General features: G+C 46.6%; 19 protein-coding genes. 8 read left to right on the top strand and 11 right to left on the bottom strand.

What is annotated here, in order from left to right; translation table 11 throughout:
• Nucleotides 1-193 precede the first annotated feature (193 nt).
• Complete coding sequence (locus tag QUA99_RS11715; protein ID WP_333381162.1) at nucleotides 194-7,375, bottom strand: S8 family serine peptidase; 7,182 nt, start codon at nucleotides 7,373-7,375, stop codon at nucleotides 194-196.
• Nucleotides 7,376-7,986: 611 nt separating this feature from the next.
• Between QUA99_RS11715 and ctpA the strand changes: the two genes are divergently transcribed.
• Complete coding sequence (gene ctpA / locus QUA99_RS11720; protein ID WP_333234999.1) at nucleotides 7,987-9,225, top strand: carboxyl-terminal processing protease CtpA; 1,239 nt, start codon at nucleotides 7,987-7,989, stop codon at nucleotides 9,223-9,225.
• An 87-nt stretch (nucleotides 9,226-9,312) separates the two neighbouring features.
• On the opposite strand, the gene QUA99_RS11725 is transcribed toward ctpA, so the two are convergent.
• Together QUA99_RS11725 and psaM are read right to left on the bottom strand one after the other, a co-directional pair.
• Nucleotides 9,313-9,729, bottom strand: coding sequence for a slr1601 family putative cell division protein (locus QUA99_RS11725; protein ID WP_333235000.1), 417 nt, complete (start codon nucleotides 9,727-9,729; stop codon nucleotides 9,313-9,315).
• Between the two features lie 280 nt (nucleotides 9,730-10,009).
• Entirely contained in the window at nucleotides 10,010-10,105 is a 96-nt protein-coding gene (psaM, locus tag QUA99_RS11730; RefSeq protein ID WP_015174804.1) for a photosystem I reaction center subunit XII, read from the bottom strand.
• A gap of 334 nt (nucleotides 10,106-10,439) precedes the next feature.
• On the opposite strand from psaM, the gene QUA99_RS11735 reads away from it, so the two are divergent.
• Nucleotides 10,440-11,210, top strand: a complete 771-nt coding sequence (locus QUA99_RS11735; RefSeq protein WP_333235001.1) for a TerC family protein — start codon at nucleotides 10,440-10,442, stop codon at nucleotides 11,208-11,210.
• Between the two features lie 356 nt (nucleotides 11,211-11,566).
• Here the strand turns inward: QUA99_RS11735 and QUA99_RS11740 are convergent, their stop codons facing one another.
• From QUA99_RS11740 to QUA99_RS11760, 5 genes are all read right to left on the bottom strand, one after another.
• Nucleotides 11,567-12,055 carry a cupin domain-containing protein gene (locus tag QUA99_RS11740; protein WP_333235002.1) on the bottom strand — a complete coding sequence of 163 codons (489 nt, stop codon included), beginning with the start codon at nucleotides 12,053-12,055 and terminating at the stop codon, nucleotides 11,567-11,569.
• 59 nt (nucleotides 12,056-12,114) lie between these two features.
• Entirely contained in the window at nucleotides 12,115-12,690 is a 576-nt protein-coding gene (locus QUA99_RS11745) for a TMEM175 family protein (protein WP_333235003.1), read from the bottom strand.
• A gap of 304 nt (nucleotides 12,691-12,994) precedes the next feature.
• Complete coding sequence (locus QUA99_RS11750; RefSeq protein WP_333235004.1) at nucleotides 12,995-13,306, bottom strand: nucleotidyltransferase family protein; 312 nt, start codon at nucleotides 13,304-13,306, stop codon at nucleotides 12,995-12,997.
• Nucleotides 13,307-13,352: 46 nt separating this feature from the next.
• Nucleotides 13,353-13,736 (bottom strand): hypothetical protein, encoded by a 384-nt coding sequence (locus tag QUA99_RS11755; RefSeq protein WP_333235005.1) that lies wholly within the window; start codon nucleotides 13,734-13,736, stop codon nucleotides 13,353-13,355.
• The gene (locus QUA99_RS11760) at nucleotides 13,670-14,005 is read right to left on the bottom strand and encodes a hypothetical protein (protein ID WP_333343391.1); all 336 of its coding nucleotides are present in this window, start codon (nucleotides 14,003-14,005) and stop codon (nucleotides 13,670-13,672) included. Before QUA99_RS11760 ends, QUA99_RS11755 begins: the two co-directional genes overlap by 67 nt.
• A 35-nt stretch (nucleotides 14,006-14,040) precedes the next feature.
• Here QUA99_RS11760 and QUA99_RS11765 point away from each other — a divergent pair, with 35 nt between their 5' ends.
• Nucleotides 14,041-14,181 carry an XRE family transcriptional regulator gene (locus tag QUA99_RS11765; RefSeq protein ID WP_333343392.1) on the top strand — a complete coding sequence of 47 codons (141 nt, stop codon included), beginning with the start codon at nucleotides 14,041-14,043 and terminating at the stop codon, nucleotides 14,179-14,181.
• Nucleotides 14,182-14,231: 50 nt separating this feature from the next.
• Here the strand turns inward: QUA99_RS11765 and QUA99_RS11770 are convergent, their stop codons facing one another.
• Both QUA99_RS11770 and QUA99_RS11775 read right to left on the bottom strand, forming a co-directional pair.
• Entirely contained in the window at nucleotides 14,232-14,936 is a 705-nt protein-coding gene (locus QUA99_RS11770) for an MAE_28990/MAE_18760 family HEPN-like nuclease (RefSeq protein ID WP_333235006.1), read from the bottom strand.
• Complete coding sequence (locus QUA99_RS11775; RefSeq protein WP_333235007.1) at nucleotides 14,933-16,069, bottom strand: DUF262 domain-containing protein; 1,137 nt, start codon at nucleotides 16,067-16,069, stop codon at nucleotides 14,933-14,935. Before QUA99_RS11775 ends, QUA99_RS11770 begins: the two co-directional genes overlap by 4 nt.
• A gap of 436 nt (nucleotides 16,070-16,505) precedes the next feature.
• Here QUA99_RS11775 and QUA99_RS11780 point away from each other — a divergent pair, with 436 nt between their 5' ends.
• The 5 genes from QUA99_RS11780 (at nucleotide 16,506) to QUA99_RS11800 (ending at nucleotide 22,765) form a co-directional block, all read left to right on the top strand.
• Nucleotides 16,506-18,428 (top strand): ABC-F family ATP-binding cassette domain-containing protein, encoded by a 1,923-nt coding sequence (locus QUA99_RS11780; RefSeq protein WP_333235008.1) that lies wholly within the window; start codon nucleotides 16,506-16,508, stop codon nucleotides 18,426-18,428.
• Between the two features lie 77 nt (nucleotides 18,429-18,505).
• Entirely contained in the window at nucleotides 18,506-19,624 is a 1,119-nt protein-coding gene (locus QUA99_RS11785) for an AAA family ATPase (RefSeq protein ID WP_333235009.1), read from the top strand.
• Complete coding sequence (locus QUA99_RS11790) at nucleotides 19,611-20,168, top strand: hypothetical protein (RefSeq protein WP_333235010.1); 558 nt, start codon at nucleotides 19,611-19,613, stop codon at nucleotides 20,166-20,168. Before QUA99_RS11785 ends, QUA99_RS11790 begins: the two co-directional genes overlap by 14 nt.
• Nucleotides 20,169-20,618: 450 nt before the next feature.
• Nucleotides 20,619-21,854, top strand: coding sequence for a hypothetical protein (locus QUA99_RS11795; RefSeq protein WP_333235011.1), 1,236 nt, complete (start codon nucleotides 20,619-20,621; stop codon nucleotides 21,852-21,854).
• Nucleotides 21,855-22,189: 335 nt separating this feature from the next.
• On the top strand, nucleotides 22,190-22,765 hold the full coding sequence (locus QUA99_RS11800; protein ID WP_333235012.1) for a TIGR04376 family protein: 576 nt from the start codon (nucleotides 22,190-22,192) through the stop codon (nucleotides 22,763-22,765).
• A 197-nt stretch (nucleotides 22,766-22,962) separates the two neighbouring features.
• On the opposite strand, the gene QUA99_RS11805 is transcribed toward QUA99_RS11800, so the two are convergent.
• A partial coding sequence (locus QUA99_RS11805; protein ID WP_333381165.1) for an SdrD B-like domain-containing protein occupies nucleotides 22,963-25,059 on the bottom strand: 2,097 nt, incomplete at its 5' end.

The raw sequence follows: 25,059 nt of genomic DNA on the forward strand, positions 1-25,059 counted from the left end.
CTGCCTATCTTTTTTTAGCACAAGTGGGTTAAATCTTTACGCTCTCTGGGTTTGGCGCGGGTTGTCACCCCCCCAGCCTTTTGTAGTAAGGAATGCAAATCTTGATTGACCCAAATCTGTAAGAAAAAACTGAAGTCTTACTAAAAAACGAATTTGATTTAGGGACACATAATTTGCCTGTGTCCCTAATCTTTTAACTGAAATTGGCAAGGGTAATTTGGTTAGCTGTCACGCCATTGATAGCAGCTAAAATTTCACCTGTTGCTGCCAAGCTGATTAAAGCTGCACTGTTGCTAGGGAGAATAGAAAGTTGCGAGAAGGTTAAATTTTCGGCAAGTACGAAGAAGTCGATGCCGGCTTCAAAATCGAGAATGATATCGCTGCCAGAATTGGCTGAAATTAAGAAGCGATCGCTCCCATTTCCTCCTATCAAACTGTCATCGCCGTTTTCACCGCTGAGAAAATCGGACCCGTTACCGCCCAGCAGAATATCGCTAGCTTGACCGCCGTAAAGACTGTCATTGCCTTCACCTCCACTCAAGCTATCTTGACCGCGATTTCCAAATAGGATATCTTCCCCATTACTGCCGAACAAATTATCGATTTGTTTGCCGCCGTAAACAGTGTCATCGCCGTCGCCACCGTCGAGGGAATCATTACCTTGATTGCCGTGTATCCAGTCGTTGCTGCCCAAACCGCTGAGAGTATCATTGCCGCGTTTGCCGGCCATTGTATCGCTGCCGCTGTCGCCGGAGAGGCTGTCGTCGCCGTCAGTGCCGGTGAGATTGGAGTTAGCTGCGATCGCATCTATTTCTCCTTCAATCACCGCAACAGCAGGTGTATCGGGCAATGTCGTTTGTTGAATTTTGGTATCTAAGGCAGTACCAGTATTTTCGGCAATAACTTGGGCGATCGATTTCGTACCTGTACCGGCTGCTTTTAAGTCTTCAGAGGTTGCGCCTAGGGCTACTTTTTGCACGCGGGCAACTTCTCGGTTAATTGAAGCTGTTGCTGTGTTGGATACAACTTGGTCAATGCGCTGATTTGCTTCGGCCATTACCTTAGCTGCATCGGGGGCAATTTGCAACAATTGCTGAGTGTTTAAATCCGAGTCAAATTGTTGCGCTGCGGTGGCGGCGCGATCGACAATTGTTGCTAACTGGTTGGCATCGCTGAGATTGAGAGTTGTCCCCGATTGAATTTGTTGAACGATCGCACTTACAACTGCTTTTACGCTGTCGGTATTGTCCAGAATCGACGCACCGTCTATTAAAGCAGCAGTTTGGGTAATGACGTTTTGTACCTTGACCATTGCAGTCAAAGTTTCTACTCCACCCGCGATCGCGTTTTCGGTAGCTGCGATCGGATCTAAGCTAGTTATGTCAACATTAGCGGGAATGGAAAGTGAAGATTTGACGAGAGATTCGGCGCGATCGCTGTCAATTCCTCTGTCAATTAAATCCGCTACTAAACTGGTTAACAAGGTGACAACAGTAGCGTAAGGCGGGGCAGTGACAGGCGTTTCCAAAGGCAAACCAGTTGCTGTATCAATGCCGCCGAAAGCAACAATATTGCCTTCCTCTGGATCGAGTTCGCCATTTTGATTTTTGTCGAAAATGTTGGAGTCGAGATCGAGATCGAATTCGCCGCTATCTGCTGTAGTGGCAGAAGGTTCGCTAGCATCAAGTACCCCGTTTTTGTTGGCATCGAAAAAGACAGTAGCCCCAGCGATATAACCGTCTATCACAAAACCGCCGAGGGCATTACTCTTGAACCGAATTACCTCGCTAACACTCGCGCCAGATTCATCAGTTCCCGTTACTTTCAGCCAATAATTGAACGATGCTGGACGAGTTGGGCCTAAATTAATCGTGCGAGTTGCGGAATTAAAAGTTAGCCAGGAAGGCAAAGGAATTTCCGGGAAACTTGAACCGGCATTTGGTTGGCGGTAGGAACCGCCATTGAGATCGGTTCTCCAGGTAAATGCAGATGAACTTAAAGCGCTAAAATTTGCCAGGGCGATCGAGTAATTAATGCTGTCGCCCGGATCGAGGTCAGTATAGGTATTTCCTGCTAAATTAAAAGCATTGCCAGTTTGAGAAAAACCTAGCGCTGCACTTTGCGAAAACACAGAACGATTTACAACTGGCGGGCGGTTGAGAGCATTGCGAAGATTTAAACGTCCTCCGGTAAGAGTCCTTCCTGCTAGTGAAGGAATCGGGTCAACTGTTGACAGAATAGTATTTTTCAGTTGGGTGACAGTCAGCGTCGGATCTTGAGCTAATAGCACAGCCGCAGCACCTGCTACGTGGGGAGAGGCCATCGAAGTACCGCTGTTCAAACCGTAAGCATTGCCGGGAATTGAGCTGAGAATATCGACTCCTGGTGCGCCTAAATCTACAGTCACAGATCCAAAATTCGAGAAGCTGGCTAGCAGATCGTTGCGATCGGTCGCCGCCACCGAAATGACATTGGGGAGATTGAAATTAGCAGGATAGACAGGATTGCTGTCATTATTATTACTCTCATTACCTGCTGCTGCGATGAAGAGAACGCCAGCATCATTGGCATCGCTGATGGCATCATACTCGACATCGCTAAGGGGGTCGAAACCAGAAGGGGCATAACCACCGGCGCTGTAGTTAATCACGTCTGCACCCTTGTCTGTAGCATATCTGATGGCTCTAGCAGAATTGGCTACCGAACCTGTGCCGCTTGCACTGAGAAATTTCAAAGGCATTATCCTGACGGTGTGATTAACGCCTGCTACACCGAGATTATTATTGCCAACAGCACCAATAGTGCCTGCAACGTGACTACCATGACCGTTATCGTCCATCGGGTTGCTGTCATTATTGCTGAAGTCGTAGCCACGCACGTCGTCCCTGTAACCGTTGCCGTCGTCATCAATGCCGTTGCCAGCAATTTCCCCTGAGTTATTCCAGATATTGGCTGCTAAATCCTCGTGGTTATAATCTACGCCACTGTCAATGACAGCAACTACTACATTGCTGCTGCCGGTTTGAATGTCCCAAGCTTGCGGTGCGTCAATATCTGCATCTGCTGTTCCGCCACTTGTGCCTGTATTATTCAAGCCCCAAAGTGCGCTAAATAGGGTATCGTTTGGTATCGCATTTATAGACTTAAAATAGTTCAGTTGAACTGCTTCTATTCTGGGATCTTGAGCTAAATTTCTCTGAATTTGCAACAAGTCTGTATCGGTCGCAAACTTAAAAATTCGCCACCGCTCTAATCGGCGAGGTGTTGAGCTTAACTGTTTGGTGGGCGGTACTAGATTTTCGATCTCGATCGCTCCATTAAACTGAAAAGCACTCTGGATTGCCTCGTTTCCTCCACCTTGTTTGAGTTTTACCAACAGTTCGCCCGGTTTATATGCGACGCCAGTTGCGCTATCTACGGGAAATCCTGTATTGTTGTCGGTTTCGCCGTCGCTATTGGTAACGGTAACATCGGCTGCGTTTAACCCAGAATAGTTGCTGTCATTGCTAACAGCAGGTGTCGTAACAATGCTGTAAGTTTTTTTCCCGTCGGCTACAAGGTCATCAACACCTGTTACTGTTACCGTTTGCGGTGAATTCCAGTTAGTTGAATTGAAAGTAAGCGAGACTGGGGAAATGATTCCTTCTGTTGTATTGGAACTTGCTAAATCAATTTTGACATCAGCAGTTGGCGGACTATCTAGTTTGACGGTAAAGGTTGCTTTGTCTCCCGATTCTGTAGTGGTTAATCCCGATGTCAAATTGACGGTAATCCCAGCCGATTTCGTCGGCGGCATGATGATTTGGGCTGGCGTCGGTGTGATTGGCGGTGTTGGCGTCGGTGTGATTGGCGGTGTTGGCGTCGGTGTGATTGGCGGTGTTGGCGTCGGTGTAATTGGCGGTGTTGGCGTCGGTGTAATTGGCGGTGTTGGCGTCGGTGTTGGTGTTGGCGTCGGTGTTGGCGTCGGTGTTGGCGTCGGTGTTGGCGTCGGTGTTGGCGTCGGTGTTGGCGTCGGTGTAATTGGCGGTGTTGGTGTTGGTGTTGGCGTTGGTGTGGGCGTGTCATTGTCGGTAATGGCGACAGTGACAGGCCCGATCGCAATTCCGCTATATTTAACGTCGGTACTTGTTACCGCGTGATTTATTGTGCCTGTGTGAGTACCTTCTACAACTGTGTCATCCGTCGCAGTCACAGTTACAGTTTGGGCAATATTCCAATTAGTGTTGTCGAAGCTAATAGGGGCGATCGCACTTATTTGATTTCCCCCGTCAAAGCTGACTGTTACCGGCGCTGTTGGCTGCGAATTTAGCTGAAGTGTATAACTTCCCGTTGCACCGCCTTCTGCTGCTGTTGTACTGGCGGGATTAACGGTAACGCCGACTGTATCGCTGTCGCTGTTAGTAACGCTGACATCCGAGGGATTTAAATTGCTGTAATTGCTGTCTGTACTAACAGCAGCCTCAGTAACAATAGTGTAAGCAATATCGCCGTCAGCGATATTGTCGCCAACACCTGTCACCGTTACCGTCTGGGTCTGATTCCAGTTATTAGGAGTGAAACTTAAGGTATTAGTAGAAATTGTTCCTTCTGCCGGATTGGAACTACTTAAAGCGACAGTAACAGGTGCCGTAGGTTGAGTGTTGAGGACAACACTGAAATTAGCCGTACCTCCCGCTTCTGTCGTAGTTAATCCTGCTGTGGGATTAACGGTAATGCCGGGAGTTTCGTTATCGCTATTCGTAACGCTGACATCGGCAGGATTCAAATTGCTGTAATTGCTGTCTGTACTAACAGCCACAGCAGTGACGATATTGTAAGTTTGACTGCCGTCGGCAATATTGTCATCAACCCCAGTAATAGTTACAGTTTGCGGCGCACTCCAATTGGCGGGAGTGAATGTCAGCGAGGGTGTAGAAACTGTTCCCTCGGCAACATTGGAACTGCTTAAGCCAACAGTCACGTTAGCAGTTGGTTGAGAGTTGAGCTGGACAGTAAATGTTGCTGTTCCTCCTGCTTCTGTTGTCGTTAATCCGCTATTGGGATTGACTAAAATTCCAGCAGTGTCGTCATTAGTAATAGTAGTTGTCGCACTGGCAGTTGTAATTGTTGGAGTCGGGCCTGGTGCGATCGGATTTGATAAGGTGACAGTAATAGTTTCATCCGGTTCGATCGCACTGTCGCCCAAAACGTCCAAAGTAATCGTTTTCGATGTCTCGCCCGCAGCAAAATTAACCGTACCATTAATGTCAGTTGCCCCGGAAGTGCCGCCGATGTTGTTGTAATCGCTAACTTTTGTAGCAGTTCCGGCGATCGCATAATTGACGCTGCTGGCTGCACCTATACCGCCACTGCGAGTAACGGTAAAAGTAACGGATGCAGTTCCCGTATTGCCTTCAGCTACAGCAGCTACAGCGGCGGAAACGGCATAAGAAACAGTGTCGTTACTGGGAATAGTTAGGGTCGCTTGATTTGTCGTCCCTGCAATGTCACCTGCGATCGTACCAAATTTGAGAATGACTGTTTCTGCATTCTCAGCGATATTGTCAGGTTTAATAGTGACTGCAATATTTTGTTCTGTACTTGTTCCGCCTGCGGGGAAAGTTAGGGAAGTCGGCGATATGGTGTAGTCAGAATTTTGGGTAGCGCTGCTGTTGGGGTCGATGACAATTGGTACAATTACATCAGCAAAAGGAGTGCCGCCGCTGATAGTAACGGGGATATTAACCACTGTATCTGCATCCCCTTCAGTCCCGCTGAGAGTAGCCGTACCGAAATTAATTGTGTTCGGTGAATTCAAGAGAACTGAAACATTATTAGAACCTCTGTTAGCAACTGCGAGATCGAGTCTGTCGTCCGCATTGAAATTTGCGATCGCCAGAGAAGTCGGATTTGTTCCGACGCTAAAGTTGGTCGCACTGCTAAAACCGCCAGTTCCATTTCCCGCCAAAATTGAAATGTTATTAGAAGCGCTGTTGGTAATAGCTAAATCTCGTCTGTTGTCGCCATTAAAATTGCCAATCTTAATCGCACTTGGGTTTAAGCCAACGTTAATATTTGTCGGATTGCCAAAACTGCCATTTCCTGTTCCCAATAAAATTGAGATGCTGTTAGAACCGCTGTTGGCTACCGCGATATCGATAAAATTGTCGCCGTTCAAGTCTCCGAGTGCGATCGCACTCGGACTTTGACCGACATTAATATTAGTCGGATTGCCAAAACTACCTTGACCATTTGCCGATAATATGGTAACATTATTAGAATTTCGGTTGGCGACGGCGATATCGAGAAAATTGTCGCCGTTAAAATCTCCCGCAGCGATCGCGCTGGGATTTTGCCCGACATTCACAGTAACAGGCGTGGAAAAATCGCCTTGTCCCGTTCCCAAATAAATGCCAACATTACCTTCAGGTACAAAAGCATTGCCACTGGATTGAGTAATGGCAATGTCGAGTAAATCATCAGCATTAAAATTGCCGACAGCGATCGCGCTAGGGTTTTCGAGGGCAGTCAAAAATCCCGGGTTGTTAAAGTTGCCATTACCCGATCCTAAAAAGATATAAATGCTGCTAAATTCGACACCTTGTGCGGAAGTTATCGCTAAGTCGGAAACGTTATCGCCGTTAAAATTGCCAACTGCGATCGCGGTAGGACCCAATACCGAAGTCAAATCAGTTCCAGAGTTAAATCCTCCTTGACCGTTTCCCAGCAAAATAGAAACCCTATTCGAGGTGGGGTTAGCAACAGCTAAATCTAAGATGCCATCGTTATTGAAATCGCCAGTCGCAACAAAAGATGGACTGGTTCCCGCATTAAAATTATTAGGAGAACTAAAGGTATTGAGAACGTGGCCGTAAGCTGCGATCGCTTCTGGCCCAAATGCAATGCCAGCTTTAATTGTCCCCGCTGTCACTGCCAATTCCCAGTCGCCGCCTTTTGCCGCACAACCTGTCAAATTCTCAGAAGCAGCAACATTTGCCCCTGTTAGTTGACTCAAACGCTGTACAAATGCTTTGCCTATATTTCCTTTGGCAACATTACAGCCGTAGAGGAGAATTTCGGCATTTGGGATCAGCGATCGCGCCCATCCTTGGACTGCTGCTGCGTAATTACTCGCGCGATCGCTCAACTTTTCCCAACTCAATTCAACGTTCCCCAGTTGCACGCAACCGGGTTGCCCGTGGGCAATAATGTGAATTATTGAAAATTGCTCTCCCTGCAAAGCTTCGGCAATTTGTTCCAGGCCGTTGCGGTTTGACTCTAATTTAATTACTTCGGTTTCAGGGATAACGCCGTCGATTAAGATTTGAGGGTCGGGGACGGCAGCATCGATAAATGCGATCGCTTTTGTGGAAAGTGGAGTCATTAAGTTTAACATGACACACCTGCTAAAATCCTAAAATTTAAATAGAATATTAGGATATCCTATGACTTATGTTTTTGTTTAGCAGCTCTCCAAAAAATTTTTGTTTTTCCCACTTTAGTTATCAAAAATTCATAGAAGTTTTGATAACTTAACCAACTATATAATCATTGATTTTTAACGTATCGATGATGTACGGATGCCAGTAAATCTTGTTGCATCCAGACAGAGACTCCTGGACGCACTGCGAGACTCAGAAACCAAGTTTTTTACCGAATCTGAGGGCGAGAACGTGTCTTTTCGTACATCAAACCCGGTTTCTCGACTCCGATGGCTAAGTCCTAATCGAGATACTCACGCGGTGCTTTAGTATCTCTGCGGAGAGTCTAACAAAGTTTTCAAGCAATCCCTCGCTGGTCGCGCCAGCCGGGGGCGCAAGCGAATCGCGCCCTATTCCTGAGACGATCGCGTAATATCATCGACGACCGATCGCTTATATTTATTTACAAGTGCCAGCGGGACGCTCGCGATCGTTCAAAAGGCGAGTTAAATCTGCAACAGCGTTCCCAGCGTATAAACGTAAAATACATAAAATGTAATACTTACTCGTATTTTACAGAAAAATCATGCACAGACGAGTTTTCCAGATTGCTATTGTACTTTTCCTCCAAGTCGCCCTGGTTCTAGGTGGATGGGCCGGGCCTGCGGCGGCCCTAACTCCAGAACAGCAGCTTTTGAGCGAAGCTTGGCGAATTGTCAATCGCTCTTACGTGGACGACAAATTCAACAATCACAATTGGTGGTCGATTCGCGAAAAAGCTGTCAAGCAACCGCTCAACGACAGACAGCAGACTTACACGGCGATTCAGGGGATGCTGGCGAATCTCGACGACCCCTTCACTCGACTGCTGAAACCCGAACAGTACCGCAGCTTGCAGGTTAACACTTCGGGAGAACTGACGGGTGTGGGGCTGCAAATTGCGACCGACCCCCAGACAAATACCCTGACTGTGGTGGCTCCTTTGGCCGGCTCACCGGCGGATAAGGCCGGCATCCAACCCCTCGATCGCATTCTGAAAATTGACGGCACTCCCACCTCAGAATTGAGCCTAGACGAAGCAGCAACTCGAATGCGCGGCCGCATCGGCACTCGTGTCACCCTCACCTTGGGACGCGAGGGAAGGGACGCTCCTGAGGAAGTTGAGCTAGTGCGCGATCGCATTGCTCTGAATCCGGTTTACGCCGAATTGCAGTCGGGGTCGGAAAATTTGCCGGTGGGCTACATTCGCTTGAGTCAATTCAGCGCTAACGCCACTGAGGAAGTCGCTCACGCCATCGACCGCTTGGAAAAACAAGGAGCCACCGCCTACATTCTCGACCTGCGGAACAACCCGGGCGGACTGTTGCAAGCAGGGATTGAAATTGCCCGCCTGTGGCTCGATTCCGGGACGATCGTCTACACGGTGAACCGACAAGGCATTCTCGGCAGTTTTGAAGCCTCTGGACAGGCATTGACTGACGATCCGCTGATTGTTTTGGTGAACAAGGGAACTGCCAGTGCTAGCGAAATTTTGGCTGGTGCGCTGCAAGATAACGGCAGAGCGCAACTGGTGGGCGAAAAGACTTTCGGCAAAGGGCTGATTCAGTCGCTGTTTGATTTGTCTGACGGTTCCGGGTTAGCCGTAACTGTTGCTAAGTACGAGACACCGAACCATAAAGATATTAACAAGCTGGGGATTTCGCCCGATCGCGCAGTACCTTTGGAAGCCATCGCGCGCGATCGAATTGGCACCGAAGCCGACTTGCAATATCAAGCTGCACTGCAACTGCTGAAAGAAAAAACCGTGATGGCAAAGTCAGCTTAAGGCAAACTTGGAAGTTTTGAGCGTCGCTGCAGGGCGTCCATACACAAATCTCTCTGTGCGCGGTGCCCACCCTACAACTGCTTTCCCTCAAGGTTGCGCCGTTGATTCTTGGGCATCGGGTGCTTGGGGTTCCTGCAAAATCACCGGACGCTGCTGGGGGTCAGCTTGATTGCTTTGCTCTTGCATTACAGTTTTGGCAAGACTGGGGTCAAAGTAGCGGTTAAAGTCCGATCGCGACTGATTTACTCGCCCTTGGGTAAGATTGACTTCTGCTTGGATTTCGTGCAATTTTTCTTGCACGGCCCGGTAATGAGGCCAAAGCTGAATCAAAGCAGAAGTCGCGCACACTGAAAGTACAATATTGACTGCCAACTTGACTCCTGTTTCGGCCGCCAGCGTTTGGTGAGGGTAGGAACGCTGGCGGCTGCTGGTGCGACGAGGAGTAACCCGAGGGGAGTTTTTTACAGGACGCAGTGGGGTAACGGTCGGTTGAATCGCTTGCATAATTTTTTTTTCAAATACCTGAGACTGACGTTTTAGAGATCAAAAGAGCAAATTCTGAGCTTAACGCACACTCGCCCCCGATCGTCAGGGTGCTGACAGCCAAAATTGTTGAGACCGAGGTGACGCCTGAAGACGGAATTTCCCAACGAAAATGCCTGCCCTGGCAATATCGTCTTGCTGACCACAAACAACCTACTCCCGTGCGGCAGCAATTGTCTGTAATGCGAGAGATTTAACTGCTCAGGCAGGCATTTGGCGTTTCGCAACTGGTGTCTGGAAACTACTTGTACAGTTCAGTAGACAGCCGGAAAGCCAAGATTCCGGGAATCAAAGCAATTACGAGCGCTACGTAGACTTGGGTATCTGTTAAAGACATATTGGGAAAACTCCTTTTCGCGGGCACAAGCTTTCACCAATTTGAGACAAATTGTCGCTTTTGGGAATCATTTGTTACAACTTGCAACACAAATGGTGAGTCCGGGGAGGAGTGGGGGAGGTTCTGAGTGGGGGAATGGGGGAGTTTGTGAGTGTCGGAGACGGAGAATTTTTCCTTGTTTCGTCGGACTGCTTCCTTCCGACTTTGTTCTGAGGCAGTAGTGCAGAATTACCGCATTAGGTTAAGATAAGTGAAGGTGACACTAATTTTCGATAGAGCCAGTGATTTGCGCTGTGCTCTTCAATTTATAAATCTTAGGTGCACAAAATAGTTAATGCTAGATCAATTTCTCGATGCTTCGCCCAGTTTTGGAGTAGACGCCTTTTTCTTATTGTTGGTTTTGGTGGCTTTGGAGGCTGTACTTTCGGCTGACAACGCGATCGCCCTGGCCTCTATTTCTAAAGGTTTGGAAGATGCCAAGCTACAGCGACAGGCTCTCAACTTCGGCTTGGCAATCGCTTTCGTACTGCGAATCTCACTAATTTTAACGGCTACTTGGGTGATCCAATACTGGCAGTTTGAACTGCTAGGTGCTCTCTACCTGCTGTGGCTAGTTTTCCAGCACTTTTCCTCCGATGCTGACGAGGAAGGAGAACATCACGGGCCCCGATTTTCGTCTCTGTGGCAAGCAATTCCAGTCATTGCTCTGACGGATTTAGCGTTTTCTTTGGATAGCGTCACTACGGCGATCGCGATTTCTGATGAAACTTGGCTGGTGCTGACCGGCGCGACAATAGGAATTATCACCCTGCGGTTTATGGCAGGATTGTTCATCCGCTGGCTCGATGAGTTCGTACACCTTGAAGATGCTGGCTATGTCACAGTTGGGCTGGTGGGCTTGCGACTGCTGGTGAAAGTAATTAATGACAATTTAGTTCCGCCGCAATGGCTGGTGGTTTCGAGTATCGCCGTGATATTTGTCTGGGGATTTTCTAAACGCAATACTCAATTGCCCGACGACCCAAAACCTTCGGAAGTTGCTCTCAAGCAGCCCGAATCTGAACCTGTAACGCAGGAGGCGGAAGGACAGAAGTCCGAAATTTAACATACTTTCATCTAGATGTTGCTAGGAAATATCTTTGTCTTTTGTGGGTGTAGAAAATCGATCTTTTAGTATCGATCGATTATGAACATTGCCGTATTAATGTGAGTTCAACAGCCACAGACAACAGAAGATGACCTCAGGAATCAGTTTCTTGTTCTAAATCAATGGAGTTATTAATTTACCAGAAATCCATCTAAAGCTTTAAAATTGTAAAGCCAAACTCGCTCAATTCGCTTGCTCCGGCTCTCGGGGTCATGCCCATAAGCTGCCAAAACTGTTAGCTCAAATGACTCCTTATGAGCTATCTATTTACTTCTGTGGGTTGTTGTTTTTTAAGGTAAGAGATCGGACGATCGCTACTCGGATGGTGGAGGTACGATTTCGATACCGTACTTGGGAGCAGTAGTAAGAATTTTGTCAAGGTCTTCAGGGCTCAAGGATGCTCCCAGGGTAATCTCACCATTCACGGCTTTTCCAACTTCGGCCATAAATTTCTCAAAGCCAGCAGGAGTGACCCAAATCAGCAGTTTAGCGGGTGTAGCGGTGGTATTCGTAAATCGGTGAAGCTGGCCTTTCGGTGAATGAAGAAAGGTTCCAGCCGTCGCCACGAAAGTACGATCGTCAAGCTGGAATTCAATCTCTCCGTCTTGAACATAAAATGATTCATTTTCTCGGTAGTGCCGATGGGTCGGCGTACCGCCACCAGGTGCAACAATTACCTCACAAAGCGCATAGGCTTGACCTGTCTCTTCACCAACTGCTTTGAAGGTATAGAGGTCTTGACCAAAGTAGTAAGAACGACCTTGACCGGGTTCAATAAAAAGTCCGTTTTGATGAATTGTCATTTGTTAATTCCTAAAGCGAAGTGTTAGCTGGCTGGCGATGGCTTTTTGTGGAAAATTATTCACGAAGTCAGAATCTTCTCAATACGCCGATCGGGGATCAGCCACACGATTGCAACTAAAACATACAGCATGAAAGCAAACCACGAGTTGACAAAGGAAAGCAGGATTGCTACGGCATAAATCACCACTGATACCTTACCCTTCAAGTCTCGCCCAAGTGCGATTGCCAGAGTGGAATCTTTACCGTGGTGAGAAATAAGGACACGAGTAAGAATGAAATAAGCGATCGCAGCCAACAACAGCACAGTGCCATAAAGCGCAACTGGCCAGGCCGCGAAGTTGTTCTCGCCTGTCCAGGCAGTGACAAAGGGAATGAGTGACAACCAGAACAGCAGATGCAAATTAGCCCACAACACATTACCATTGACCTGCCGAGCCGCCTGTAACAAGTGATGGTGGTTGTTCCAGTAGATACCCAGATAAATAAAACTGAGTACATAGCTCAGAAATACTGGAAGTAGCGGACGCAGCGCAGCTAAATCAGCTTCATGGGGCACTTTCAATTCCAGTACCATAATGGTGATGAGAATGGCGATTACACCATCGCTGAATGCTTCTAACCTGCCTTTACCCATTTTTGTACATCCTCCTTTTTTGCTGGGGCGGGCGATCGCTCCTAATTCCCAAAATAACTTAGCATAAGGTCGGTTGCAGTGATTTGTTATACCGATGGGCGATCGCTGGCACTTACCAACAAAGGCAACGATTTTGCTTGCCTAATCTCGGCTGAAAACAGATAACCTTAACGGACTTTTCGCCGATCTGTTTAAGCAGTCGATCGGCACGACTTCTTATCAATACCCGATCGCGCAACGGGTAAAACGGGAGAAGCAGTTGTTGAAATAAAAAGAGCGATCGATTAAGGAAGCGCGATCGCAGCTATTTGACATAAATAGTTTGAGCGGTAGAGAGAATTTCTTGACGGCGAATCCAGTTGGAACTGCGCTCGATCGCCCGTTTACTGATTAGATCGACTCGTCTACTTAGCACTGCTTCGAGTTCTTCCTGCATTTGGGCGCGATCGAGTAGACCCCAGTTGGCCGTGGGGGCAAAAGCAACTAGGATATCGATGTCGCTGTCTGCATGAAAGTCGTCACGAAGGATGGAACCAAAGAGGGAGAGTTCGATGATTTGCCACTGTTGGCAGAATTTTGCGATTTGGTCAATTGGTAGGGCGATCGCGGTTTTCATTCAGCCTCCTTACTTATTGACTAAATATTTTGCTTGAGAATGTTCGTCAAGCAGCATTCGTAGGCTCTAGTTGGACTTTTTTTGCTTCCAATCGATAGCGTTCCTCGTCTGCTTCTAATTTTAGGAGTTCCTGATGATTCTGACAGTAATTAATCGCTTCATAGATAGCAGACAGCGGTAAATCCCAATTTTGGGCAGCTTGTTCGGGTGACATCTGATTAGCAGTCATGTCTCGCCAAATAGTCGATGCCAGTAATTTACGTCCCTTAATGTAAAGTTGTTTGCGCCAAGCATGAGGACGCGAAACTAAATATTGCCAATTTTCGATTTCTGGTGTACTTTGCAGCGATTGAACGATCGCACCTAGCAGCGCAAGGCGATCGCTGACTGATAGTTTGCTGGCTTTTTCTTTAAGCTCTTGCAAGGACATAAAAAAATACTCCAACAAAGGTTGGTATTTGAATTATAGTACAAGGGGAGCGCGACCGCGACTATTTGACTACCGATAGTTTGAGCGGTAGAGAGAATTTCAGGACGGCGAATCGGGTTGGAACTGCGATCGTTCGCCCGTTTACTGATTAGATCGACTCCTCTACTTAGCAGTGCTTCGAGTTCTTCCTGCATTTGGGCGCGATCGAGTAGATCCCAGTTGGCTGTGGGGGCAAAAGCAACTAGGATATCGATAGATCGAAGCAGCAAAACGCCTGGGAATCGCTCGCTCTAAAATCACTGATTTGCTGCGTGGCAAACTATCTGAGTTTTCAATCGATCGCCTATTCCGGTTCTTAAACGCGCTGGGTAGTGATGTGGAGATTCGGGTAATTGCAAAACCTGAATCTGATACTCAGGCTAAGACAAGGGTGATTGCTATTTAGGCACAATCTAGCGATGGTTTGCAATTTGTTAGCCTACTCGCTACCGACAGCTAGATTCTGTATTTCTTATTCTCAATATAATTATCAATATTATTCAGCATATGAGTCAGATATTTAACCAATTTATCTTTGTCATCAACTAACTTGCTCCAAATTATTTGACTCGAAGCATCACAAAATGAAACATTTCCATGTGCCAAATCGCATCGTATTTTAACCACAAAATCAAGAATATTATCTATTTCTTTACTCGCCACTCCTAACTTCCCAAAAAAACCATAAATATCTATGAGTTCTTTGATAGTTTTAGCATCCAAATTTCCCGATATTGGAATATTAGATGGATCTAACGAAACCATCTTATCATCCAAAACTGATTTAATTAATTCCTCAAGATTGTCTGCTACAGTATCCTTTTTGATATATGAATCTCTGAAACTTTTACTTAGATCGTTCAGCAACCACAATCTTTTTATTTTCGGACTTAAATCTTTATAAGTTAATTGCTCGATTACAATAACATCATGAATTGCAGTTATACCATTTCTAATAGAAGATTCGACAAGATTGTATAATAGTAGGTAACAATGAGATTTTAAGATTTTTTGGAGATCCCTATCAACAATATATTCACCTGATGGGAAGATGATTGATTTAGTAGACAATGCACCAAGTCCTTCAATTTTATCTACTAACTCAAAATATTTCTGGATTTCTGCTACTCGCCTGTTAAATTCTCTGATGAACTTTTTCATAGGCTTTGACTTAAAAGTTTGTCCTTAACATAGTCAATTCTTTGTTTCATATTCTCAGGCTTGTGAGTTTGGTAGCGACCTATTGGAATACGAAAATAATTGGTTTGATTACTTTTTTCTGAAGGGTTCCACAAATTTTGAACAGTTAAATTAGGTTTTTGCTCAAGAGCCAGATGAGAACCTACTGAAATAGCTTCAAAGTAAGGGCGTGCAGTTGAATCAGAATCATGATTTCTCTTAAATCCACTTGGAAAAGTTTTCTGCACAAAATTCAACATTCTCTCAAAATCCGATGACTTTTTCTGCTTCTCCTCATTTGGGAAATTATTATTTTTTACAATAACATACTCATCAAGAAATCTAGCAACTCCTGTTCTTTCAAGATTGGCTTGATTGTTCTCGCTGGAGAGGTTAAATTCTGGATAGGTTTCAGAAAAAGCAAAGAATCTTAGAACGAGTTCAGCTTCCTCATTTCTATCTTGGAAATATCTGCCAATTGGGCAAAGCTCAATGAGTTTTTTATTTGTAGCGCACTCAAAAATGAAGTCTGTAAAATTACCCCTATAAATACCTTTCCTTGTCTCCATAGGAGTTAAATCAAGGCTACTGGTGTTGATGCGATCGAACATATCATTTCTTACTTTCTCATCAGCTTTGTCTGAGAGAACTATCATTCTGATCGGAGTGTTCTTAAACTTTCTTTGGCGTGATGGTGTGAGATTTTGAAAATAGGAACCATTTAGACAATTTAATATTCTTAGATTCCTCAATCGCAACTGATTTGTCATGAAAGCTGCAAGAGTCCTAACCCTCTGAGATCCATCAACAATCTCTAGTCTTCCAGTTTCTTTAATTTCTGCGACAAAGAGCACGGGAATAGGCAGACCAAGAATAATGGATTCAATTAATCTAGATTGACGATTAATATCCCATACAAATTCTCTTTGATATTCAGGGACATAAATCTCACTGAAATCATCGTCATCTTTTTCGAGGTATTTATTTACTATGAATTCGATCGTGAATTCCCTAGTATCGTAGTCAATTTCTTGCCTTCTTTCGTCAATTTGATCTTCCGCCAGAATTTGCTTTTCTGCCATAGTGATGATGTCTTGCTTAACTGCTTTAGACATAAGAACCTACTTTTTTATAACTTTGCTTAAATAGCTGTAGCATAATTAAAACATAGCCAGGTGTGATTATTGTACAGCCAATATTTATAAGACGCTACAACTAAGGATTAGGGGCTACCGGATTATCGTATCTCATGGATAGGAAGTCGGCTGAATTCTCACACATAACTCAGCAGGTTAGATATATAGTTAGACGCAATATGCAGTCTAATTATCTTAATATTGAGATTTTACCGAATACGGTTTTTGTTTGTCAATCCCCACTGCCGATCGCACTTCAGTCAAAGTTCACCCATTTATCAATACTTATATAGTCCGAAAAATCCAGTTCGCCCTTGTCTTGAAAAAGTTTGATCGGAACGACAGACCATATCCATGCAGCCGGACTCGATCGCACTTGCGTTAAACTAAGTCAGGTAAATGACTTTCTATACTCATGACTATTTTTACTCTGCGATCGATCAAAAAAGACTTCGGCATCAAGGAACTCTTGACAGATGCCAGTTTCAGCCTCGATGAAGGCGATAAAGTCGGACTCATCGGCACCAACGGTTCCGGCAAATCAACCCTGCTGAAAATGATTGCGGGTATGGAGTCGATCGACTCTGGCGATCGCTGGGTCAATCCAGGCTCTAAAATTGTTTATCTCCCCCAACAGCCGGATTTAGACGAAAATCACACTGTCTTAGAGCAAGTATTTGCCGACAGCGGCGAACAAATGGCTTTAGTGCGCGAATACGAGGAAATTTCCGCTCAATTGTCCCACGGCAAAGGCGATACAGACAAGTTGATGGCGCGTCTGTCTGCAGTGTCTGCGCGCATAGACGAGGTAGGCGCGTGGGATTTGGAAACCAAGGCGAAATTGATTTTGACCAAGTTGGGGATTGAGGATTTTGATGCGAAAATTGCCGATTTGTCCGGCGGCTACCGCAAGCGAATTGCCTTAGCAACGGCTTTGTTGTCCGAGCCCGATGTGTTGCTGATGGATGAACCGACAAACCACTTGGATGCGCTGTCTGTGGAGTGGTTGCAGAACTATTTGAACGGCTATCGCGGCGCTTTGCTGCTGATTACCCACGATCGCTATTTTCTCGATCGCGTTACCAATCGCATCCTGGAGATCGATCGCGGCGACCTTTACAATTATGCTGGCAATTACGCTTATTACTTGGAGAAAAAAGCCCTAGCTGAAGAATCCGCCGCCAGCAGTGTTCGCAAACACGCGGGTGTATTGCGGCGCGAATTGGAATGGCTCAAACGCGGGCCGAAAGCGCGGAGTACCAAGCAAAAAGCTCGGATCGACCGCATTAAAGATATGCGAGCCCAGGAGTTCAAAACAGCCAACGGCAAAGTCGAAATTGCCACAGCCGGCCGCCGGATTGGTAAGAAGGTGATTGAGTTGCTGAATATCTGTAAAGCTTACGGCGATCGCACTTTAATTAAAGATTTTACCTACAATTTCACACCCGAAGACCGGATTGGAATTATTGGTAGCAACGGTGCGGGAAAATCGACGCTGATGGATATAATCACCGGACGCATTCAGCCGGATTCGGGTACAGTCGAAATTGGCACAACCATTCATATCGGTTATTTTGACCAGCATTCAGAGGATTTGACGCCGAACGAAGACCAGCGAGTTATTGAATACTTGAAAAGCGTGGCCGAGTTGGTGCAAACGGCGGATGGGGAAATCATTACCGCTTCTCAAATGTTGGAAAAGTTTCTGTTTCCACCGAACCAACAGTATTCACCAATTAGCAAACTTTCTGGCGGGGAAAAGCGCCGGTTATTTCTGTTGAAAGTGCTGATGAGCGCGCCCAACGTGCTGATTTTGGACGAACCGACAAACGACCTGGACGTGCAGACTTTGGCGGTTTTGGAGGATTATCTCGAAGATTTTAACGGCTGCGTGATTGTGGTGTCTCACGATCGCTATTTTCTCGATCGCACGATCGACATGGTTTTCGCCTTGGAGCCTGGGGGAAATTTGCGCTTGTATCCCGGCAATTATTCGGTGTATTTAGACTACAAGAAAGCCGAGGAAGCTAAGGAAATCAAAGGGCAAAAAGAAAAAGAAAAACTTACACGAACAGTTGAATCTAACAATTCAAAACCAACAAATTCCACTCAAAAATCTACCAAAGTTTCCTTCAATGAGAAGCGGGAATACGAACAATTAGAAAGTAAAATTCCGCAGATGGAAGCTGAAAAAGAAGACATTGAGAAGATTTTGTCTCACAATGCTCCGAGCGGGTTTGCAGAGATGAAGAAGTTATCGGAGCGTTTGGCTCAGTTGACGCAGGAGATCGATCGGGCGACTGAGCGCTGGTTGGAATTGGCGGAACGGGTGGGTTAATTTGGGTTGTCCGAGCGTTGTCTTTAGCTCCTGCTAACAATGACAGGAGCTAGAGGAATTATAAGTTAAAAAATCCCATGCTGAAACGAATATATATTGACAATTTTCGCTGTTTGGTAAATTTTGAACTAGAGCTTGATGCAATTAATCTATTTCTGGGTTCTAACGGATCGGGTAAATCAACAGTTTTTGAAGTCTTGCAGAAAATCCAAGCATTTGTCAGCGGCGACAGTAAGGTAGAAGCAATTTTCAAACCTGCGGACTGCACCCGCTGGCAAACTTTACAAATTCAGCGTTTCGAGCTAGAAATTCTCGGTAATGGCGGCTCCTACACATATCAATTAGGAATTGAGCGCAATCGAGATAAATGTCGTGTTGGGTACGAGCGTCTGTTCTTTGATAACCAGCCTTTACTAAAATTTGAATTAGGCGAAGTTCAACTCTATCGAGATAATTATTCAGAGGGCCCGCAATACCAGTTTGACTGGTCGCAATCTATGCTGGCTTCATTAATGCCAAGAAACGACAACACGAAGTTAACTTGGTTTAGAGAACGGATGGCGCGATTTATCATCGTGCAAGTTGTTCCTAGCTTGATGGTTGATGAAAGTAGCCAAGAACAAATGCGTTTGACTCCTCAGATGGAAAATTTTGTTTCTTGGTATCGCTACTTATCGGAAGACCAAGGTAAAATTGCTGAAATTGGAAATATTTTAAGAGAGGTTTTGGATGGATTCACAAATTTTAAGTTTGAGCGAGTAAGCGAAGATAATGTGGTGTTAAAACTGCGGTTTTCAGGAGAAACAGATAACAGCAAGTCAATTGAATATCGTCTCGGAGAATTGTCGGACGGACAAAAAACATTAGTTGCTTTATACGCGCTGATTTACGGTACAAAAACTGAAGACTATACCTTGTGGATTGATGAACCGGAAAACTTTTTAGCATTGCCAGAAATTCAACCCTGGCTGATTGAGCTTTATGACCTTTGTAGCGAAGGAAAAATTCAAGCATTACTAATTTCTCATCATCCTGAGTTAATTAATTACCTTTTATCTTCACCGATTGGCTATTGGTTTGAGCGTCAAAGCAATGCTGCTGTTCGAGTCAAACGAATTAGCGATAAAGTAGCTGACAATTCTGGCTTGACAGTTTCTGAACTGATTGCACGGGGATGGTTGAATGAGTCAGCGTAGAGTTCAGATTGTCATTCTCTGCGAGGACAAACAGCAGGAGGTTTTTGCGCGTTATTTCCTAAAAAAGCGAGGTTTTACAGGTCTAATTCGGGCTAAAATATGTCCGCCCGGTAGCCAAGCTGGAGAACAGTATGTACGCACTGAGTATCCGAAGGAAGTGAAAGCTTATCGCCAGAATAAAAACCGGGTGGCGATTGGATTAGTTGTGTTAATTGATGCAGATACGGGTACGCTGGCAGCAAGACTTAATTGGTTAGCTAGTGTGCTTGATGAACATAAGCAGGAAAATAGGAAACCGAATGAAGCGATCGCGATTTTTGTTCCCAAGCGCAATATAGAGACTTGGATACACTACTTGCAGAGAGAAACTGTGAATGAAGAGGATGATTATGCAAAATTTGAGAAAAATGAAGCTGCTTGCAAAACCGCTGTTGAGGATTTAGCCGATCGATGTTATTATCAGAGCTTACCAGAAGATGCGCCGCCATCGCTTCAGGCAGCTTGTGGGGAATTACAGCGGTTGTTACCGCTGTTGCAGCCATGAGTTATGAAAAAATCTGCAACCTGTTATTACTGTCAAGCAAACTGACTAACAAACTTAAGACAGGTAAAAGTCTGAAATCGTTGTCAAAGCTGCAATGCGATCGGAAACAGCGACAATAAACCCGCTTTTTTTGCGATCGCCTCAAGTAAAGCTGTGTGTCAAAAACTGCGAAGCCCCGGACGGTGGGGTTGACAAAAGCAGTAGAATGTGCAGTAAAAGTCAGGGTAAGCAAATAAGACTGGCAGCAGAAAACAGGGGCGAAAAAGCCCAAAACAGGTAAAACAAAAGTTGATCGGGCAAAGTAAGTTGGCCGAGGACTAAAAATATGGTGATGAGTGAGATACAATTGACCTGTTCTGAGCCAAGAATTGGTCAACATCACAAGTATCCTGTAGAAGTCTGAAGTTGAGAATCTCAGGGTTGTCGAGGAGCGGGAGCAAACAGAAAACTATGCCTCAAAAAGTAATCGCCAAACAGATGTCTTTGGAATCAGCGTCAGAGCCGATCGCCGTGAAGGCGACGGTGGAAACAGTGCCAGCCGAAGCAGTGGCAGTAGAGTCCTACGCCGATCGGTTGATGGACGAACTGTTTGAAGGAGTCGATCAAGCATTCGACGGTAGTGGCGGACTGCCATCCGAACCCGTGCAGCCAGAATTCGTGGCGCTCAAGTCGATCTCGGTACCTCAAATAGTTTTGTCCCAGTTGACACCCCCCCAGCCGCAGGGAGGCGAAAAAGACGTAGAAGCGATCGCCCGCCAAGTCGCCCTAGAAACAGCCAAAAAACAGCAGTCCAAACAATCATTCGACAGAATGCTGCTGGGAGCAGCATTTGGATCGCTGCTGCTAGTCATGGGGTTATGGCTCGCAAGCAGGTCGGGACTGGTGCGCTTGCCCGCCGCGCCAGCACCAGAGACACCGACGGCAAGTGGCAAAACAGCACCAGACACCAAGTTTGTCGAATACGTGCAGCGCTCGCTAGAAGCGATCGAACAAAAAAAAGCACCCCGGGCTAACCCCCAACTGGCAGGAGTTCCGGGAGTTGCCACCCCAGGGACGCTGCCGAGCATTCCAATTTCCGGCGCGCCTCCGGCAACCGCAGGTCTTTCGACAGCAGTCAACCGCATTGCTAATGCCCTAGAACAAGCTGCCGCTCAGCCCGGAGCACCAGCACCCCAAGTCGTAGTCATCCCTCCCCCCGCTCAGGTGACTGTGGCTCCGGCTGCTCCGGTAGCTGCGGCTCCGGTAGCTGCTGCTCCGGCTGCTCCTCAAACCGCCGCAGTTTCCCCATCGCCGGCGGCTCCAGCCTCCGGTCGCGCGATCGCGGCTGCGGGATCTAGAACTCCCCTCGCCGCTTCCCCTTCGCCCTCGGAGTCTCCCGAGCCGAAGATTTTGGCTCGCGAAACCGAACCGGCACCAGCGCCTGCTGCCCAGGAAGCAGCGCCCGCACCCCAGCAGCCAGCACCAGCCCTCAGCAGCGCCCCGACTTCCGCGCACACGCTGGTAGGGATTTTGGAGTTGGGCGATCGATCGGCGGCTTTGTTTGAAGTAGACGGCGTAGCCCGCAGAATTTATGTCGGCGAAAGCATTGGCGCTAGCGGTTGGACGCTGGCAGAAATCAAAAATCAAGAAGCTGTTATCCGCAAGGGAGGAGATGTGCGATCGGTTTTTGTCGGGCAAAAGTTCTAATCAGTCATCACTCATCAGTCATTAGTCATTAGTCATTAGCTATGAGTTAGGTCATCAGTAATCGGTAATCGGCAGCGATCGGGGTGTACCTCACGAGCAGTGAAAACAGTTATAATATAGGAACAGCCAACACGTTCTTAATTGCTGAAACCATTGCTCTTACTGCTTCTTTCTTCTATCCGTTAAATCGGTTCCACAATTCGTTGCCGAACTTTATTTTGCTATAACTAACAACTAATGGCCGATAATCGATCGCCGGAGACTAAGCACCAATGACTAATAACTAATGACCCATGACTAATGACCCATGACTAATGACTCAGGACTTATAAAAAATGGGCTTATTTGACGATTTCAGCCGTTTTCTAGAAACCAGATTAGAAGAATTTTTGCGCAGCAATCCCCATCTGGAATTGCAGGCAATAGAAGAACAACTGAAGGAACAAGAAGAAGACACTCTGCGGCTGATTCTTGATATCCAAAAACAAGAGAAAAAACTGCAAGCCGAAATTCTCTCCGCCGCCCAAGAAATTCAGCGCTGGAATGATCGAATCAACAAAGCAAAAGCTGCTCAAAGGCTCGATTTAGCTCAAGCCGCCCAAGAGCGGCAAGCAGCTTTGCTGCGTCAGGGAAATCAGCGCTGGGGTCAAATGCAAGGCTGCAAAGAACGGATTGAAAAAGCCAAAGAACTGTACCGCCAAATTCAAGTACGGCGAAAAGAAGTCCGAGTAAAAGCAGCAGAAGCTGCAACTCGCACTACCACTAAAACAGAGCAAAATTGGGATACAAAGGGTTGGAATCAGAGTTCAAATTACAACAGTTTTAATGCAGCAGATCCTTTAGAAGAAAAGTTTCAACGCTGGGAAGCAGACGAAGAACTCGATCGAATGAAGCGGAATATAGGCCGATAGTTACGAAAGCATCCCAATCCTTTAGGGACGGGTTCACCCCGAACTCGGATTCCCAGTGCAAATATTCGTCAACCCTCCAGGGGCTGCGGTATGGCGATCGGTCTGCGAGACTTGATATAATTAAAATCCTAAAATTGAAGGGACAATAAATCAATTGTCCCTTCAATATTCTCACCTAATTAATTAGCTCGATCGCACTACAGGAGAGAAAAATCTGTCCCAGTAATCGCGCTTGCAGGCACATTCCTGAGAGTTGCCAAAAGTTGACCGGAACCAGTAACTCGGATCAGAGTAGAACTATTCTCCGCAACAATGCTCAGTTGCGAGAAATTCAGACCGCCAATTAAGCCGATCGAATCGATGCCGTATTGAAAGTCTAAAATAGTCTCGGTGCCGAGGTCAATACCCAACATAAATCGATCGTTCCCGGTACCCCCAATTAGAGTATCGTTCCCCTGATCTCCAAACAACCAATCGTCCCCAGCACTGCCGAGCAAACTATCCTCATCCTTGCCGCCGTAAAGACTATCGTTCCCAGCATCCCCGTTGACAGTATCCTGACCTTCATTGCCAAACAGCAAATCGTTGCCCGAACCGCCGCAGATTTGGTCTTTTCCGCCAGCGGAACCGACGGGCAGAGGGCTGCCAATATCCCCGTACACAGTATCTTCCCCCTCGCCTCCGCAGATAGAATCGCTGCCTTCATCCCCAAACAGCAGGTTGCTGCCCAATTCGCCGACAACTAAGTCATCGCCCTTACCAGCACGCACTGTATCATCACCGTCACCGCCTGCGATCGTATCTTGATTTTTCTCCCCGCTGAGGAAGTCATCGCCCGCCAAACCGAAGACCAAATCATTGCCAGTCAAATCCGGGTCGAAGGGGTTAATAGTTCCCCCGTAGATAGTATCGTTACCCTGGTCGCCAATTAAAGTATCGCTCTCTTGGTCGCCAAAAACAATGTCGTCATCTTTGCCGCCGTAAACAACATCGTCGTTCTTGCCCGCAAAGATTAAATCATCTCCAGCAACCCCATTGACGTAATCATTACCCTCATTGCCAAACAGCAAGTCCCTGTCTATATCAGGGCCAACCGGGAAAGCACTGTTAAGTCCCCCGTAAATATTATCGCTGCCCCGCAAGCCTGCCAACAAATCATCGCCGTCAAAACCATTTATTTCGTCATCGTTATTGCTGCCGAGAATAGTGTCGCTGCCGTTAGTACCGTTGCGGGTATTAGTGACAGAACTCGGGCCGCGAACACTGCCAATACTCGGCAAAACAATTTGCGAACAAAAGCAGTCAGCATCTTGTCCTTCTTGCGGTGGCGGTTGCACTTGGGCGAAGGAATTGCCAAAGTTAATATTGTCAACATTAGTGCCGCTGACAGCAATAATATCAGCAGGATTAGCAGTAGTTTGCGTCCAACCAGGTTGATTAACTTCCCGAACTTGATAAGTTCCGGGCCCTAAATTAGAGAAAATGTAGGCACCTAAACTATCAGTTGAAGTGTTAACTTCTCCAGCATCTAAAGAGTCGTTGCTATTAGCGTCAAGGAAGATTTGCCAGTTGGGCAATAGCGGTTCTTGAGCATCCAAAACCCCATTGTTATTCAGGTCATTAAACTTGCTGCCGGAGATACTAATATTTTGGAAATTGCCAAAAATAATTCCACTACGACTTTCGCCACTGCCGAGATTAATCGGCGCGGGATTAGTAGTCGTTTGCGTCCAACCAGTCTGCTGCACTTCCCGCACGTTGTAAGCGCCGGGATTGAGGTTGTTGAAACTGTAATTGCCAGAATTGTCAGTGGTAACAGTAGTTTCGCCCGAATCTAAAGAGTTGTTCCCGTTAGCGTCGAGGAAAATTTGCCATCCAGAAAGACCGGTTTCCTCCGACTCCTGAGTGCCGTTGCCGTTGCCGTCGTTGAATTTAAGACCGCTGATGCTGCCTTGTTGCACGGGAGTAGGGCTCGGAGTTGGAGGCGGAGTCGGAGTCGGAGTCGGAGGCGGAGTCGGAGTTGGAATAGGTATTGCTTGGTTGCCGAAATTCACTGTAGCAGGAGTAGTTTGACCCGCAGCCAGCGTTACTGCAACTGGGTTGGGAGTTGTTGGCTGGCTGTTGGCCGGTACAACTTCCCGGACGCTGTAAGTACCAGCAGGCAAGTTGGGGAAAGTGAAGCTGCCGTTGGCGGCGGTAGTTGTGGAAGTTTCGCCGGCACCGAGGATGCCGTCACCGTTGGTGTCTAGGAAAACAGTCACTCCGGCGACGCCAAGTTCTCCGGCAGCTTGAGT

The sequence above is a fragment of the Microcoleus sp. F10-B2 genome (assembly GCF_036704965.1).
Lineage (GTDB): Bacteria > Cyanobacteriota > Cyanobacteriia > Cyanobacteriales > Microcoleaceae > Microcoleus.

Bases quoted from the DNA above. Each gene is read 5' to 3' on its own strand.
- ctpA (WP_333234999.1), top strand. From the start codon at position 7,987: ATGCACAGACGAGTTTTCCAGATTGCTATTGTACTTTTCCTCCAAGTC.
- QUA99_RS11725 (WP_333235000.1), bottom strand. From the start codon at position 9,729: ATGCAAGCGATTCAACCGACCGTTACCCCACTGCGTCCTGTAAAAAAC.
- QUA99_RS11715 (WP_333381162.1), bottom strand. From the start codon at position 7,375: ATGTTAAACTTAATGACTCCACTTTCCACAAAAGCGATCGCATTTATC.
- psaM (WP_015174804.1), bottom strand. From the start codon at position 10,105: ATGTCTTTAACAGATACCCAAGTCTACGTAGCGCTCGTAATTGCTTTG.
- QUA99_RS11770 (WP_333235006.1), bottom strand. From the start codon at position 14,936: ATGAAAAAGTTCATCAGAGAATTTAACAGGCGAGTAGCAGAAATCCAG.
- QUA99_RS11755 (WP_333235005.1), bottom strand. From the start codon at position 13,736: ATGTCCTTGCAAGAGCTTAAAGAAAAAGCCAGCAAACTATCAGTCAGC.
- QUA99_RS11780 (WP_333235008.1), top strand. From the start codon at position 16,506: ATGACTATTTTTACTCTGCGATCGATCAAAAAAGACTTCGGCATCAAG.
- QUA99_RS11735 (WP_333235001.1), top strand. From the start codon at position 10,440: ATGCTAGATCAATTTCTCGATGCTTCGCCCAGTTTTGGAGTAGACGCC.
- QUA99_RS11775 (WP_333235007.1), bottom strand. From the start codon at position 16,069: ATGTCTAAAGCAGTTAAGCAAGACATCATCACTATGGCAGAAAAGCAA.
- QUA99_RS11750 (WP_333235004.1), bottom strand. From the start codon at position 13,306: ATGAAAACCGCGATCGCCCTACCAATTGACCAAATCGCAAAATTCTGC.
- QUA99_RS11800 (WP_333235012.1), top strand. From the start codon at position 22,190: ATGGGCTTATTTGACGATTTCAGCCGTTTTCTAGAAACCAGATTAGAA.
- QUA99_RS11740 (WP_333235002.1), bottom strand. From the start codon at position 12,055: ATGACAATTCATCAAAACGGACTTTTTATTGAACCCGGTCAAGGTCGT.
- QUA99_RS11785 (WP_333235009.1), top strand. From the start codon at position 18,506: ATGCTGAAACGAATATATATTGACAATTTTCGCTGTTTGGTAAATTTT.
- QUA99_RS11745 (WP_333235003.1), bottom strand. From the start codon at position 12,690: ATGGGTAAAGGCAGGTTAGAAGCATTCAGCGATGGTGTAATCGCCATT.
- QUA99_RS11795 (WP_333235011.1), top strand. From the start codon at position 20,619: ATGCCTCAAAAAGTAATCGCCAAACAGATGTCTTTGGAATCAGCGTCA.
- QUA99_RS11790 (WP_333235010.1), top strand. From the start codon at position 19,611: ATGAGTCAGCGTAGAGTTCAGATTGTCATTCTCTGCGAGGACAAACAG.